The organism is Lachnospiraceae bacterium JLR.KK002 (genome assembly GCA_036941025.1).
Classification (GTDB): Bacteria; Bacillota; Clostridia; order Lachnospirales; family Lachnospiraceae; genus Petralouisia.
In genome coordinates this window covers 2,451,521-2,465,017 of sequence record JAYMNP010000001.1, presented here as the reverse complement: position 1 = coordinate 2,465,017, position 13,497 = coordinate 2,451,521, and the positions used below count along the sequence as shown (strand labels likewise).

Genomic DNA, 13,497 nt, shown 5'->3' with positions numbered 1-13,497 from the left:
GAATAAAATGTCTTAGAATCAAAGGGACATCCACAGGAGGGAGGAAAAGGGATGGAAAAGAAATTATGGAAAACTCCGGCCAGGGGGAAAGGAGAAAATAAACCGAATGTTTCCGTATTATCCATATTGAAAATTCTGCTGGTTATGTATATGGTGACGGGAATTATGCTGCTGATTCTCTCGGCCATGCTCTATAAAATGCAGCTCAGTGAAAGCGTTGTATCCATTGGAATTGTGCTGATTTATGTACTGTCAGGATTTACGGGCGGATTTCTGAGCGGAAAGGTCATGAAGCGAAAGCGCTTTCTGTGGGGCATGGCAATGGGAGCCGGCTATTTTCTGATTCTGGTGCTGGGCTCTGTGGTCTTTCAGAAAGGAATCAATATGGATGTATCCCGGTTTGCCACAACCCTGGTGCTGTGTACCGCTTCGGGAATGGCTGGCGGGATGGCAAGCTGAATACAGAGAATGATTGCACTGCGGCGGATGTGAAATATGTTACATCCGCCGCAGAATTTTATCAGATGGGATTAAGATTTTTTTAAGAAATTCATTGAGTTTTATTTTGGAAATCATTATTATAATGTCTGTACTGTGAAACAGCAATTTAACATACAGGGAGAAAGAAGAAATGGAACAACAGACCATTCTGGTGGTAGATGACAACAAAGAGATTGTGTTTTCTCTGGGAAAGCTCCTGGAATACGAGGGCTACCGAATCCTGAAAGCCTACGACGGGCTGGAGGCTCTGGAACTGTTAAAGGAACATACGGTGGATCTGATTCTGCTGGATGTGATGATGCCCCGGTTAAACGGGCTGTCAGCCCTGATGAAAATCAGAGAAAACAACAAGATTCCCGTAATTATCCTGTCGGCGAAAACCGAGGAGAGCGACAAGGTTTCCGGTCTTGTGATGGGAGCAGACGATTATATAGCCAAGCCTTACAATCCGGCGGAACTGACAGCCAGAGTGGCGGCCCAGCTCCGGCGTTACCATACCTGGGGCGGCAGCACGCCGAAACCCCAGGAAGATCAGATTGTAAACGACAGTCTGGTGCTGGATCGGAAAAGTAAAAAAGCGGTTGTGGATGGAGCAGAGGTAAAGCTGACAGCCACAGAATATAAAATTCTGGAGCTTTTGATGGAACATCCGGGGCAGGTATTTTCTGCAGAAAAGATTTATGAGAAGGTCTGGAAAGAAGTGGCCAGCTATACCGTGGAAAATACGGTGATGGTGCATATCCGCCATATCCGGGAGAAACTGGAAATTGATCCGAAAAATCCAAAATATGTAAAGGTGGTGTGGGGCATTGGGTACAAAATGGAAAAATACTGAAATCAGCAGGAAGCTGAAAAAGCTGCTTCAGAAAATATTAAAAAAAGATGAAATATTTCTGATTCCGGGGATTTTGGGTATTGTACTGGGGACTATGATGCTGACGGATATGTTGAGTTATCGGTATATGACCACAGAATACAATCTGGGCAGGGGAGGTGTGATGAACTTCTGCTTTGCTGCAGGTGTGACAGGAATACTTCAGTTTGGACTGCGGTATTTCAATAAAAACTGGCAGGTTCAGTCGGAACAGTTTTTTCAGGAATGGGAAAAAAAACAGCATAAACTGAAGCTGGCGACAGGAATTATTGCAGCAGTTGGGCTTTTTATAGCGGTAAAAAATTTTCGTTACAGACTGAACCATACCTGGCTGTTCGGAAATCTGAGTGCAGCTTATATTCCTGTGGGAACTGTACTGATTCAGTGGATTGTGAGTAACCTTGTCATCAGTTTCTATATGAAAAAAAAGCTGAAGCTCTATATGGAAAATCTGGAACAGATTAATCAGATAAGCCTGGAAACCGCATTACGCAGTGAACAGATGAAAGTGGATCTGATTTCTAATGTGTCCCATGATTTGAAAACACCTCTGACCTCCATGGTGGGTTATCTGGAACTGATGAAAAAAGAAGAACTGAGCGACGTGGTGGCTGATTATCTGGAAGTCCTTTCCAGAAAAGCGCAGAAATTAAAGGAAATGATTGACAGTCTGTTTGATCTGGCCAAAACCAGCAGCGGAAATGTGGAACTTCACATGGAACAGATGGAAATGAACTGTCTGATTGAGCAGGTGCAGGCAGATATGGGAGACCGTATAGCAGAGAGCGGCAGAGAGTTTGTGGTGATGCTGACAGAAGAACCCACAGATTTTATAGCAGACAGCAGCTACATGTACCGTATTTTTCAGAATCTTGTGGAAAATGCATTGAAATATTCCCAGGAATACACCAGAATTTTTATGAAATCCTCAGTCATCCACGTAAAAGAAGAAGGAAGCACGGAAGAGACCGGGCAGAAAGTACGGTTTGAAATTACCAATACCTCCAGTTATCAGATGAATTTTACCAGAGAGCAGATTGTGGAGCGGTTTGCCAGAGGAGATGAGTCCAGAACCACCGAAGGCAATGGACTGGGCCTTGCCATTGTAAACACTTATACAGCCGCACTGGGCGGCACCTTTGATGTGAAGATCGACTGCGACCAGTTTAAGGCCTCCGTGGAATTTTTAAAATAAATGCTTTTCATCTGAAAAAAAGTGTGATATACTTTGCCATGAGGAGGGGCCCGGCAAAGCCGGGAGGAGCCCTGATGGCTTTGCCATGAGGATTTATCATGAGGAGGGGCCCAACGAAGTCAAATCTGCCCTCGGAAAATTTCTAAAAACAGAAAGGAAGTATTTTTATGAAACATGTAAAAACATTAAATACAAAGAGATTACAGAACACAGTAAAAAGAGGCGGCTGCGGTGAATGCCAGACCTCCTGCCAGTCTGCGTGCAAGACAAGCTGTACCGTAGGAAACCAGAGCTGTGAGCATAAATAATTTCCGGCAGAATCATGTGCCCCTTTGGGGATGGGCGGCTGAAACAGGCGCTCAAAGAGCATAAGAATGTAAGCATGGACCGTTCGCAATCAACGAGCGGTCATTTGTGCGTTGACGGCCATGGGCTGAGGCGCCGGGATTACATACGGAAAGAGAGGAACTGGCAGTGGTTCACCAGTATAAAAACAACGGTTACAATATTGTGCTGGATGTAAACAGCGGTGCGATACATGTGGTGGACGAGATAGTTTATGACATTATCCCATTGTTTGAAACCTCTGCGAAAGAGGAGATAATTTCCAGACTGAAGGAAAAGTATCCCGAAGCTGAGATTGCCGAAGGGTATGAGGAAGTCAGAGCTCTGACGGAAGAACAGCAGCTGTTTACCGAAGACGAATATGAGAATTATATGGAGCAGTTTAAAGAGCGGCCCACGGTGGTCAAAGCTCTGTGCCTGCACATTGCCCACGACTGCAATCTGGCCTGCCGCTACTGTTTTGCGGAAGAAGGGGAATACCACGGAAGAAGGGCGGTCATGTCTTACGAAGTGGGAAAAGCGGCCCTTGATTTTCTGATCCGGAATTCCGGGAACCGCCGGAACCTGGAAGTGGACTTTTTCGGCGGCGAGCCCCTGATGAACTTTGAGGTGGTAAAAAAGCTGGTATCATACGGAAGGGAACAGGAGAAGATTCACAATAAGAATTTCCGGTTTACCCTGACTACTAACGGAGTGCTGCTGAATGATGAGATTATGGAATTTGCCAACCGGGAAATGGCCAATGTAGTGCTGAGTATTGACGGGCGCAAAGAGGTAAACGACAGAATGCGGCCTTTCCGGAACGGTACGGGCAGTTACGATCTGATTGTGCCAAAATTCCGGAAATTTGCAGACAGCAGGAATCAGGAAAAATATTATGTAAGAGGAACCTTTACCCATAATAACCTGGATTTTTCCGAAGACGTGCTTCATCTGGCCGATTTGGGATTTCAGCAGATTTCCGTGGAGCCTGTGGTGGCGGCGCCCACAGAAAGCTATGCGCTGCAGGAAGGAGACCTGCCCCGGCTGTTTGAGGAATATGACAGGCTGGCCAGGGAATTAATCAGACGGAAAAAGGAAAACAGAGGTTTTCAGTTCTTTCATTTTATGATAGATTTGGAGGGCGGGCCCTGCGTGGCAAAACGTCTGTCCGGCTGCGGTTCCGGCACGGAGTATCTGGCAGTGACCCCCTGGGGGGATTTATACCCCTGCCATCAGTTTGTGGGAAATGAAGCATTTCTCATGGGAAATGTGACGGAAGGTGTGAAAAATCTTTCGTTACAGAAAGAATTTAAAGGATGTAACGTGTATGCAAAGGAAAAATGCAGGAACTGTTTTGCCAGATTTTACTGCAGCGGCGGCTGTGCCGCCAATTCCTGGAATTTTCACGGAAGTATTACAGATACTTATGATATCGGTTGCGAGCTGCAGAAAAAGCGGATTGAATGCGCAATTATGATAAAAGCGGCCCTTGCGGAAGAGACCGGCTGAATGGAGAGACAGAGCAGAGGCGGCAGAATAAGAGAATCTAAGAGAGGAAGAAGTCATGAAGAAAAGTAAAGCGACGGGGATACTGGTTCTGATTCTGGCAGTTATGGCGGCCATGACCTGGTATGCAGGAACTATTATCTCAACGGTTGGCGTAGGCGAGAACCGTAATATCAGGCTGGGACTGGACCTTGCAGGCGGCGTCAGCATCACTTACCAGGCAGTGGAGGACAATCCATCGGCGGAAGATATGAAAGATACTGTCTACAAGCTGCAGAAGCGTGTGGAAACCTACAGTACGGAATCCACCGTATATCAGGAAGGAAATAACCGGATTAATATAGAAATTCCCGGTGTTTCCGATGCAAATGAAATTCTGGAAGAACTCGGAAAGCCCGGCTCTCTGGAATTTCAGAATGAAGCAGGGGAAACCCTTGTGACAGGAACTGACATTAAAAATGCCCAGGCAGGTACCTACAATGATAATATGGGCGCCCGCCAGTACGTGGTGGAACTGACGCTGACAGACGAAGGTGCTGAAAAATTTGCCAAAGCCACCGCGGACAATGTGGGAAAAACCCTGCCCATTGTCTACGACGGACAGACTATCAGCGAACCTGGAGTAGATGAAGCAATCACCGGCGGAAAAGCCCAGATTGACCATATGGAAAGTTTTGAGGCTGCGGAGGAGCTGGCCTCCACCATCCGAATCGGTTCCCTTTCTCTGGAACTGGAAGAACTCCATTCCAAGGTGGTAGGCGCACAGCTGGGAGAAGAAGCTATTTCCACCAGTCTGAAAGCGGCATTAATCGGTCTGATACTGGTTATGCTGTTTATGATAGTGATGTACCGCGTGCCGGGATTTACCGCCAGCATTGCTCTGGTACTCTATTCCGCGCTGACCGTATGGGCGCTGTGGATTTTTGATATTACCCTGACATTGCCTGGTATTGCAGGTATTATTCTGTCCATCGGTATGGCGGTGGACGCCAACGTCATTATATTTGCCCGAATCCGTGAGGAAATCGGAGCGGGAAAAACCGTAAATTCCGCTATTAAAATCGGATATGCCAAAGCCCTTTCCGCTATTCTGGACGGTAACATTACCACATTGATTGCGGCAGTGGTACTGGGAACCCGCGGTTCCGGTTCCGTCAAAGGCTTTGCCTACACACTGGGCATCGGTATTGTACTGTCCATGTTTACGGCCCTGGTTATCACCCGCTGGCTGATGAAATGCTTCTATGCGCTTGGAGTCCAGGATGCGAAATTTTACGGTGAAACCAAAGAACGCAAAACCATCCGGTTCCTGCGGAAACGCGTGCTGTTTTTTGCCATATCAGGGTTGTTGATTCTGGCAGGAGCTGTGGGTATGGGAATCAATAAATCCAAAGACGGAAATATTTTAAATTACAGCCTGGATTTTGTAGGCGGAACTTCCACCACCGTGACTTTCAATGAAGATTATTCCATCAATGAAATTGATGAGAAGATTGTTCCCGTTGTGGAAGATGTTACAGGAGACCCCAACGTCCAGACACAGAAAATTGAAGGTACTAACCAGGTGGTAATCAAGACACGTTCTCTGGAACTGGCAGAGCGTGAATCCCTGAATCAGGCGCTGATTGAACAGTTCGGCGTCAGCGAAGACGGAATTATTGCGGAAAATATCAGTTCTACCGTAAGTAATGAGATGAAATCCGACGCAATCTGGGCAGTGGCAATTGCAACGGTATTCATGCTGATTTATATCTGGTTCCGGTTTAAAGATATCCGTTTTGCAGGAAGCGCCGTCATTGCCCTTCTGCACGACGTGCTGGTGGTACTTGCATTTTATGCCATTGTAAGAACCTCCGTAGGAAATACATTTATTGCATGTATGCTGACCATTGTGGGCTATTCCATCAATGCCACCATTGTTATTTTCGACCGTATCCGCGAGAATCTGGGCGGAGCGAAGAAGAAGGATGCGGACAGCCTGATGGAAATTGCCAACCGGAGTATTACCCAGACGTTGTCCAGAAGTATCAATACTTCTCTGACCACCTTTATTATGGTATTCGTGCTGTTTATTCTGGGCGTCAGCTCCATACGGGAATTTGCCCTTCCGCTGATGGCAGGTATCATCTGCGGCGCTTATTCTTCCGTATGTATCACCGGTGCACTGTGGTATGTGTTTAAAGTGAGATTTGCAAAAAAATAGACAAAAATCCCTTCAGGATAAATAAACCGGGGCGCTTTCGTGCAGAGAGCGCCCCATTATTGAGGGATTCAGAGAGTGGAAGAGACTGGCTATTTTGTCCAGTCTCTTCTTCTGTATAAAGCAGCTCCAATTGCCGTGCATATTACCGCAACAGCTCCCAAAATGCTCAGTTCCTTTCCGTGCAGACTGAGATTATCTCCGGCAAAAACTCCCTGCATTAAATCAACGGCATACGTCATGGGCAGAAAGGAAGAGATTTTTTTAATGGTGTCGGGGAACATAAAATCCGGCATGGTTGCACCGGACAGGAACAACATAATAAAATAGCAGAGATAACAGAGCAGGGATGTGCTTTTTAAGTCCCACCCAATAGCAGTAAAAAGAAATCCCATGGAAAACATGGCCGCTATGGAAAACAGCAGCCCTGTCAGAACAGAGAGAAAACTGCCTTTTATCTGTATCTGATAAAGCAGTATTCCGGCGGCTGTCAGGATGGCAATCCCTGCCAGCGTCATGAGAAAACTGATGAATATCTGTGCGGATATGATACTTTTCTTTCCCGCGGGGGTAGCGTCAAATCTTTTGTAGATTTTTTTCTCTCTGTAACCGGATAAGGTCAGAGGCAGAGACATCAGACCGGTAACTCCTGTTACCATGACAGCATAAGCCGGTACGGAGATGTCCATCATGCCGGTGTCCGTTCCCTCATAGACAGGGGCGTTTCCATAAATTCCTCCGAACAGAAGAAGCATTAATACAGGAAACACAAGAGCGAAGAAAAAGCTGAAAAAATCCCTCAGAAACAATTTTAATTCTGTTTTGCATATTACGGTAAATACTTTCATAATATCCCCTCCATAGTCAGACCGGTTGTTTTCGGTGCAATCATAAAATAAAGTTTTTCCAGAGAGACAGGTTCTTCCCATTCATGCCGGGGAAGGCGCCTTTTCACATATTCCCGGAATTCTCCCTGGGTTCCGAAGAACTGCTGTTTTCCTTTTTCCAGAAAGAGGATTTTATCTGCAAGGGCTTCTACCTCGTCCAGATAATGGGACACCATAAGAACAGCTACGCCGCTTTTTCTGATATTTTCAAAGCTGAGCCACATATTCTGCCTTACCTCCGGGTCAAGACCTGTAGTTAATTCATCCAGCACCAGAAGTTTTGGACGTCCCATAAGGGAAAGGATGATGGACAGCCGCTGTCTCTCTCCGCCGGACAGTTTGTGAACCGGGTGCTTTCTTTTTTCATTCAGTCCCATCTGGGTCAGCAGTAAATTCCAGTCAGCGGGCCTGTCATAAAAAGAAGCAAACAGCCGGCATAGTTCCTCTGTTCTGATTTTCAGAGGATATTCCGATTCCTGAAGCTGGACGCCCATTTCCTTATATATCTCCCTGCGGCAGAGCCAGGGATCTTTTCCGAACACCCGAATCAGTCCGCTGTCCGGTTTTCGCAGGCCCTCTATGCATTCCATCGCAGAAGTCTTTCCGGAGCCGTTTTGTCCGATGACGGCCACAATCTCTCCGGATTTTACGGAGAAGGAAATATCCTGAAGGGCATGTAACTTTTTGTATGTGAGATTCAGACGTTCCACCTGTACCAGTTCCTGTGTCATAGTAATTCCTCCCTGTTTTTATGTTACTGCCATTTTATAACGGAGAGGGAACAGAAACAACAGGTGGGGCGGGAGCGGCAGCCCGCGATGTGCAAGCGGTAGAATTTCATGTCTGAAATGCAGGCAGCAAAGGTTCCCCTGTGGTATAATAATCAGGAAAGGAGCCGCATCTATGAAAGTTGAATGTAAAATCAGTAAAGAGTATAAAGAGCCCTGTGCGGTTCTTTATATCAATAGAATGACTGAAACAATCGGGAAAATTATTTCCATGCTGGAAAAAGAACATACGGACTCTCCCGCTCTGATTGCAGCAAAAGACAGGAAAACTTACTTTATCAGGCCGGAAGATATCTCATTGATACGAACGGAAGGCCGGGAAATTGTCTGTTATGATAAAATTAAAAACAGATATGTGCTGGATAAACCTCTGTATGAACTGGAAAACATGCTTGATGTCCGTTTTGTGCGTATTTCAAAATCGGCCATTGCCAATATCAATCAGATTAACCATGTGGAAGCAGGGTTTAACGGGACCATGGAGCTGGTTATGAAAAACGGCGTCACAGATTATATTTCCAGAAGTTTTCGCAAAAGTTTCAAAGAAAGGCTGGGACTGCAATGAAATATACGGTAAAACTGGTGATAAAATATATATTGTCCGGAATTTCTCTGGGCTGTACCTTCTTTGTGATGATGTGTCTGTTTTGCTTTTTATGGGACGGAGAAGGCATATGGATGATGATATGTAAAGATTTTGCAAGGCAGTCCGCCGGTGCCATGATAATCGGCATTGCCTGCGGCGGAACAGCAGTGGTCTATCAGTTCGAACGACCCTCTGTTTTCTGGAAAACAGTCATACATTTTTGTGTGGGAATGGGGGTGTTTTACCCTGTGGCGGTTACTTTGGGCTGGATTCCCTTTCATCCGGACAGGGTCCTCCATACGGTACTGCAGTTTTTATTTTCCTGCGGTATTTTCATGGCAATCTGGGCCTGCTTCTATCTGTTTAACCGAAAAGAAGCCAGGAAAATCAATCAGAGACTGAAAGAACTGGAACAGAATCATTCTGCTACTTATAAATGACAACCCTGTCTCCGGTGTAAATGCGGGTACTTCCCTGGGGAATCAGATTTTCATCTCTCCGTTTAATCAGGGCAATCAGAAGATGTTCCGGCAGCTCCAGTTCCGCAATGCATTTTCCGCACCAGGGATGGGTGAGGGTAATCTGGATTTCTTTCAGTTTGCCGTCATTTTCGCTGTGGTAGGCCGGTACGCTTAAAATCAGGGTGTCTTCCGCATGAATCCGTGTGTTGCCGCGGGGAATCAGAGTTTCGTTTTCCCGTTTTATCATCAGAGCAAGGGAGCCGGTGGGAAAGCTCACTTCCCCAACCAGGCGGTTTTCCCAGTTATGCCCTTCTGGTATGTACATTTGCATCAGAGTCAGCTCCGAATCATCCTGATAGTCGTTGAAGGTTTTGCGGATGTCGGAAGTATTGTCCACCATATCCAGTCTGCGGGCGGCCAGAGGAAGGAGAGAGCCCTGAATGGCCACAGAAAGCATGGAAATGAAAAATACAATGTGGAACAGGTCATGCTCCAGGCTTACGCCGCTGGCAATGACCATAATGGCGAACACGATGGAAGCAGCCCCTCGCAGCCCCGACCAGGAAATCAGGATACATTGCCTCAGAGAGGGGCGGAACGGGAGCAGCAGCAGGAACACAGCCGCAGGCCGGGCAGCCAGGGTAAGGAACAGGGCAATGGCCAGGGAAGGAAGAAAAATTCCCGGCAGCCGGTGAGGGAATGCAAGAAGTCCCAGCAGGAAGAAAATCAGTATCTGGGCCAGACCGGTAATCCCGTCAAAAAAGTGTACCAGCGTGATTTTATTGCTGATGTGGCTGTTCCCAAGAATAATTCCGGTCAGGTATACGCTTAAGTAACCGTTTCCGCCGATTACGGTGGGAAAGGCATAGGACAGCAGTGCCAGGGCAATTACGAAAACAGTATCCATCCCTTCGGAAACAATGTCCCCTTTCTGGAGGACTGCAATTCCCACATATGCATTGAAAATTCCGATTACCGCTCCGAACGTAATCTGTGCAAACATCATAACCGGAATAGAAGTGCCCGTATCGCCGGTAATCATGGCCAGGGCAATCATGGTAAGCATATAGGCTATGGGGTCATTACTTCCGCTTTCAATTTCCAGCAGCGGGGCGGTGGAGTCTCTCAGGTTCAGATTTTTGGAGCGGAGAATGGAAAATCAGAGCCGAATATCATACCCAGGGCCATGAAGCACAGCAGTGCAGGCATACCGAATTTACTGGAAAAGCGGTTTGCGATGATACAGGAGAGGATGACGGCGCAGCACAAAAGAAGCATAATCGCCATAAATATTCGTCCTTTCTGTGATGAATTGAAGAATTTAAAACATATACTCTTATTATAGCATACTCGAAAAAGAAATACTGTGAAAATTTTGTTAAAAGAACAAAGAAGCCTGGTGCGACAGGATAAAAAAAGAAACGCCGGAAATGCCAATAAACAGACACTTACAGCGTTCCATAATAATTGATAAAAGTCATATCATAAATTCAGCAGAAAGAATTATTCCTCTACATCCTCTGCTTTTTTGCCTGCCCAGTCATCGAATTTATCCATAACTGCATCGTAAGTTCTCTGGGAAATATCAGGCAGTTTGGAGCCCCATGCTCCGGTAGCAGCTTTGAAACCTTTTTCAAAAGCTGCTTTCATTTCTTCGATTTTGGAAGTATCTCCGCCGGTCAGAGCCTTTGCAAATTCCACAATACGTTCGGAAGTCTGCTCTACGCCCCAGTATCCGTCCTCTGCGATGTCAGCCTGAGCCTGAGCCTTTACATCAGCGCTTACGGTATATTTACCGCTGGCAAGGAATTTCCACATATCATCAGCCTGGCCGATTTTGGTTCCCTGGCTGGTCATCATCTTCTCTACCAGACTCCTGAGCTGTGCAGTTCTGGTCTCGGTATCTCTCTTCATCCGTGCGATGATTTCGTCTTTGGAGTAAATGCTGTTTTTAGCAGGTGTTTTGGTATCATTGTTCTTCTCATATACCACGCCCTTATCAGCGGCAGTATTTTTGGAAGATTCGGTATTCTCAGCAGCTTTGGTGGTATTCTGCTGAACAGGTGCGGTATATGCCGCAGCACTGCTGTTTACATTATTCACACTGTTTACGCTCATAGTATTGTCCCTCCCTGGTATATAAATGGTTATCCATAACTTTTACTTCTTATCAATTATATCGGAACCCAGAGGAAAAAATTAACACTTTATCCGATTATTTTGCATTTTGTACCTGACGGATCAGGTCATAATTGCTGTCTTTTGCTTCCACAAAACCGGTAACCGGAGTGGTAATGCCGGAGAAGTCCGTAAAGCTGGTAAATGCTTTTTTCAAAAGCTCAATCCGTTCCGGATTCATATTTTTACTGAAAGCGATGGCGTCCTTCTGGATATTTCCCGTGGTGGAAATAATATTAATGCCGGACATGTCGGTTCCGGACTTCTGCATTTTCTCATAGGCTTCGTTGTAGGTGGCTCCCGCATCAAATTCACCGTTCAGAACGCCCTGGATTACCTGGTCATGGCTGCCTGCAAAGGAAACGGCTGAAAAAATGTTTTCCGGGTCAAGACCAGCTTCTTTGATGCTGTGTCTGGCATACAGATAACCGGAAGCGCTGTTTTTATCCACGTAGGCAAAGGTTCTGCCGGGTAAATCCTCCAGAGTCTCAATACCGGAATCATTTCTGGTAATAATATAGCCATTATAATAATCTTTGCCGTTGATTAACGGAGTGGCAATGGGAATCAGCGGGGTCATCTCAGCCGCAGTGATATAGGCAAAAGGTGAGAACCAGCCTCCGTCCATGGTACCCTTCTGAATCTGGTCGCCCAGAGAAAGGTAATCCTTTACGATAATAATTTTTACTTTCAGTCCCAGAGATTCAAAGATACGGGCCAGTACCGGCTGATACATGTTCTTGATATCATTGGGAGAAGTAAAGGGATTGATACCGATTACAATTTCATTTTCATTTTTGATGGAACACATGCTGTACTGAAGATTTTCACACATGGAACTGATGTTGTCACAGCAGGACAGCAGGGTATCTGTTTTTTTCTGATGCTGGGCAATCAGTGCTATGGATTCATGAGACTGGTTGGCAGAGGTGGAAATGGTGTCTGTCAGTTTGCCCAAAGCATCTGTTACGTCTGAGGATACTTCCACATTAGTCTGTGAAACAGCTGTCAGATTGCCCATATTGCGTTTGATATCTGTCAGAGAGTCATGGGTCCCGGTGAGGATACTTACGGTGCTTTCCACAAATCCGTTCAGTTTCTGAATGGAATCCTCGGAGTGTTTGGTGGATTCATGGCTGCTCTGAATATTTTCTTCCAGTTCTTTTACAATTTCTTCAATTTCATTGATAAAAGAATCCGTTTCATCGGAAAGTTTACCCACTTCTCCGGCTACAATGGCGAATGCTTTGCCCGCTTCTCCCGCATGGGCCGCGGTAATGGAAGCATTTAAAGAAAGCAGGGTGGTTTCCTCTGAGATATTCTTGATGTATTCCACAATTTTGTGAATGTTCCGGGAGGATTCCAGCAGTTTCAGATTGGTCTCCTGGGTAATCCGCAGGGTTTCATTCAAATCGTGAAGCATGTGATAGGTTTCTTTAATGGTTTCATTTTTTTCAGTGATGTTTTTCAAGATAACATCTGCTTTTTCTTCCACCAGCCGGATATGTTCATTCATGGTCTCACTGTTCTGGTTGACCTGCTGAATCTTTTCTTCCACGAAAGTGGCCTGTTCCAGGTTTTCGGCAGAGGAATCGGCAATCTTCTGATTATGGTGTACAAGGGTGGAAAATGCTTCTTTATTTTGTTTGGCAATCCAGAGCAGATGTTCCGTATCAAATCCAAGGGTCTCCATCATATCACCGATTTCGGTAATAATCCGCTCATGTTCTGCGACGGAGAGTTCGGTTGGGGATGACTCAGCTTTGGGCTGTTCATTAATTACGGGCTCCGGCTGCTGGGATTTTGCTAAAAAATTCTTGAACAAATGTCTCAGTCCCTTCCTAAAAGTGTGGTATGGTAACCTGTGTCAGTTCAGTAATGTACGCGGCCTGCTGCGGCGCATACAGATACCAGATTAAGTATAGCAGGAAGAAAATTATTATGCAAGACAACACATAAAAAAATGTGTCAAAATGTGACAAAAAAGTTGTCAT

Annotated in this window: 14 protein-coding genes; 8 read left to right on the top strand and 6 right to left on the bottom strand. The window is 45.8% G+C overall.

What is annotated here, in order from left to right:
- The first annotated feature begins 51 nt into the window (after positions 1 to 51).
- The 6 genes from VSQ32_11870 to secD all read left to right on the top strand — a co-directional run bounded on the left by VSQ32_11870 (position 52) and on the right by secD (position 6,606).
- Positions 52 to 459, top strand: coding sequence for a TIGR04086 family membrane protein (locus tag VSQ32_11870; GenBank protein MEH2943540.1), 408 nt, complete (start codon positions 52 to 54; stop codon positions 457 to 459).
- 172 nt (positions 460 to 631) lie between these two features.
- Positions 632 to 1,336, top strand: coding sequence for a response regulator transcription factor (locus tag VSQ32_11865; GenBank protein MEH2943539.1), 705 nt, complete (start codon positions 632 to 634; stop codon positions 1,334 to 1,336).
- Complete coding sequence (locus tag VSQ32_11860) at positions 1,311 to 2,570, top strand: HAMP domain-containing sensor histidine kinase (GenBank protein ID MEH2943538.1); 1,260 nt, start codon at positions 1,311 to 1,313, stop codon at positions 2,568 to 2,570. The genes VSQ32_11865 and VSQ32_11860 overlap by 26 nt, the downstream gene beginning before the upstream one ends.
- 167 nt (positions 2,571 to 2,737) lie before the next feature.
- Positions 2,738 to 2,878: a six-cysteine ranthipeptide SCIFF gene (scfA, locus tag VSQ32_11855; GenBank protein MEH2943537.1), complete on the top strand. Its 141-nt coding sequence runs from the start codon at positions 2,738 to 2,740 to the stop codon at positions 2,876 to 2,878.
- 166 nt (positions 2,879 to 3,044) lie between these two features.
- The gene (scfB, locus tag VSQ32_11850) at positions 3,045 to 4,406 is read left to right on the top strand and encodes a thioether cross-link-forming SCIFF peptide maturase (GenBank protein ID MEH2943536.1); all 1,362 of its coding nucleotides are present in this window, start codon (positions 3,045 to 3,047) and stop codon (positions 4,404 to 4,406) included.
- A gap of 55 nt (positions 4,407 to 4,461) precedes the next feature.
- On the top strand, positions 4,462 to 6,606 hold the full coding sequence (secD, locus tag VSQ32_11845; protein ID MEH2943535.1) for a protein translocase subunit SecD: 2,145 nt from the start codon (positions 4,462 to 4,464) through the stop codon (positions 6,604 to 6,606).
- An 89-nt stretch (positions 6,607 to 6,695) separates the two neighbouring features.
- On the opposite strand, the gene VSQ32_11840 is transcribed toward secD, so the two are convergent.
- The gene (locus VSQ32_11840; protein MEH2943534.1) at positions 6,696 to 7,451 is read right to left on the bottom strand and encodes an ABC transporter permease; all 756 of its coding nucleotides are present in this window, start codon (positions 7,449 to 7,451) and stop codon (positions 6,696 to 6,698) included.
- A complete protein-coding gene (locus tag VSQ32_11835; protein MEH2943533.1) occupies positions 7,448 to 8,221 on the bottom strand; it encodes an ABC transporter ATP-binding protein in 774 nt (257 codons plus the stop codon). Before VSQ32_11835 ends, VSQ32_11840 begins: the two co-directional genes overlap by 4 nt.
- A gap of 172 nt (positions 8,222 to 8,393) precedes the next feature.
- On the opposite strand from VSQ32_11835, the gene VSQ32_11830 reads away from it, so the two are divergent.
- Together VSQ32_11830 and VSQ32_11825 are read left to right on the top strand one after the other, a co-directional pair.
- Positions 8,394 to 8,843: a LytTR family DNA-binding domain-containing protein gene (locus VSQ32_11830; GenBank protein ID MEH2943532.1), complete on the top strand. Its 450-nt coding sequence runs from the start codon at positions 8,394 to 8,396 to the stop codon at positions 8,841 to 8,843.
- A complete protein-coding gene (locus tag VSQ32_11825; GenBank protein ID MEH2943531.1) occupies positions 8,840 to 9,304 on the top strand; it encodes a DUF3021 domain-containing protein in 465 nt (154 codons plus the stop codon). Before VSQ32_11830 ends, VSQ32_11825 begins: the two co-directional genes overlap by 4 nt.
- On the opposite strand, the gene VSQ32_11820 is transcribed toward VSQ32_11825, so the two are convergent.
- The 4 genes from VSQ32_11820 to phnD all read right to left on the bottom strand — a co-directional run bounded on the left by VSQ32_11820 (position 9,291) and on the right by phnD (position 13,328).
- Entirely contained in the window at positions 9,291 to 10,424 is a 1,134-nt protein-coding gene (locus VSQ32_11820) for a TrkA C-terminal domain-containing protein (protein ID MEH2943530.1), read from the bottom strand. The genes VSQ32_11825 and VSQ32_11820 overlap by 14 nt on opposite strands.
- Before the next feature lie 32 nt (positions 10,425 to 10,456).
- Positions 10,457 to 10,612, bottom strand: coding sequence for a hypothetical protein (locus VSQ32_11815; GenBank protein MEH2943529.1), 156 nt, complete (start codon positions 10,610 to 10,612; stop codon positions 10,457 to 10,459).
- A gap of 216 nt (positions 10,613 to 10,828) precedes the next feature.
- Positions 10,829 to 11,443 carry a hypothetical protein gene (locus VSQ32_11810; GenBank protein MEH2943528.1) on the bottom strand — a complete coding sequence of 205 codons (615 nt, stop codon included), beginning with the start codon at positions 11,441 to 11,443 and terminating at the stop codon, positions 10,829 to 10,831.
- Between the two features lie 97 nt (positions 11,444 to 11,540).
- Positions 11,541 to 13,328, bottom strand: coding sequence for a phosphate/phosphite/phosphonate ABC transporter substrate-binding protein (gene phnD / locus VSQ32_11805; protein ID MEH2943527.1), 1,788 nt, complete (start codon positions 13,326 to 13,328; stop codon positions 11,541 to 11,543).
- Positions 13,329 to 13,497 lie beyond the last annotated feature (169 nt).

Excerpts from the sequence above, each read along its gene's own strand:
- VSQ32_11870 (MEH2943540.1), top strand. The coding sequence starts at position 52 with ATGGAAAAGAAATTATGGAAAACTCCGGCCAGGGGGAAAGGAGAAAAT.
- VSQ32_11865 (MEH2943539.1), top strand. The coding sequence starts at position 632 with ATGGAACAACAGACCATTCTGGTGGTAGATGACAACAAAGAGATTGTG.
- scfA (MEH2943537.1), top strand. The coding sequence starts at position 2,738 with ATGAAACATGTAAAAACATTAAATACAAAGAGATTACAGAACACAGTA.
- secD (MEH2943535.1), top strand. The coding sequence starts at position 4,462 with ATGAAGAAAAGTAAAGCGACGGGGATACTGGTTCTGATTCTGGCAGTT.
- VSQ32_11840 (MEH2943534.1), bottom strand. The coding sequence starts at position 7,451 with ATGAAAGTATTTACCGTAATATGCAAAACAGAATTAAAATTGTTTCTG.
- VSQ32_11835 (MEH2943533.1), bottom strand. The coding sequence starts at position 8,221 with ATGACACAGGAACTGGTACAGGTGGAACGTCTGAATCTCACATACAAA.
- VSQ32_11830 (MEH2943532.1), top strand. The coding sequence starts at position 8,394 with ATGAAAGTTGAATGTAAAATCAGTAAAGAGTATAAAGAGCCCTGTGCG.
- VSQ32_11825 (MEH2943531.1), top strand. The coding sequence starts at position 8,840 with ATGAAATATACGGTAAAACTGGTGATAAAATATATATTGTCCGGAATT.
- VSQ32_11815 (MEH2943529.1), bottom strand. The coding sequence starts at position 10,612 with ATGGCGATTATGCTTCTTTTGTGCTGCGCCGTCATCCTCTCCTGTATC.
- VSQ32_11810 (MEH2943528.1), bottom strand. The coding sequence starts at position 11,443 with ATGAGCGTAAACAGTGTGAATAATGTAAACAGCAGTGCTGCGGCATAT.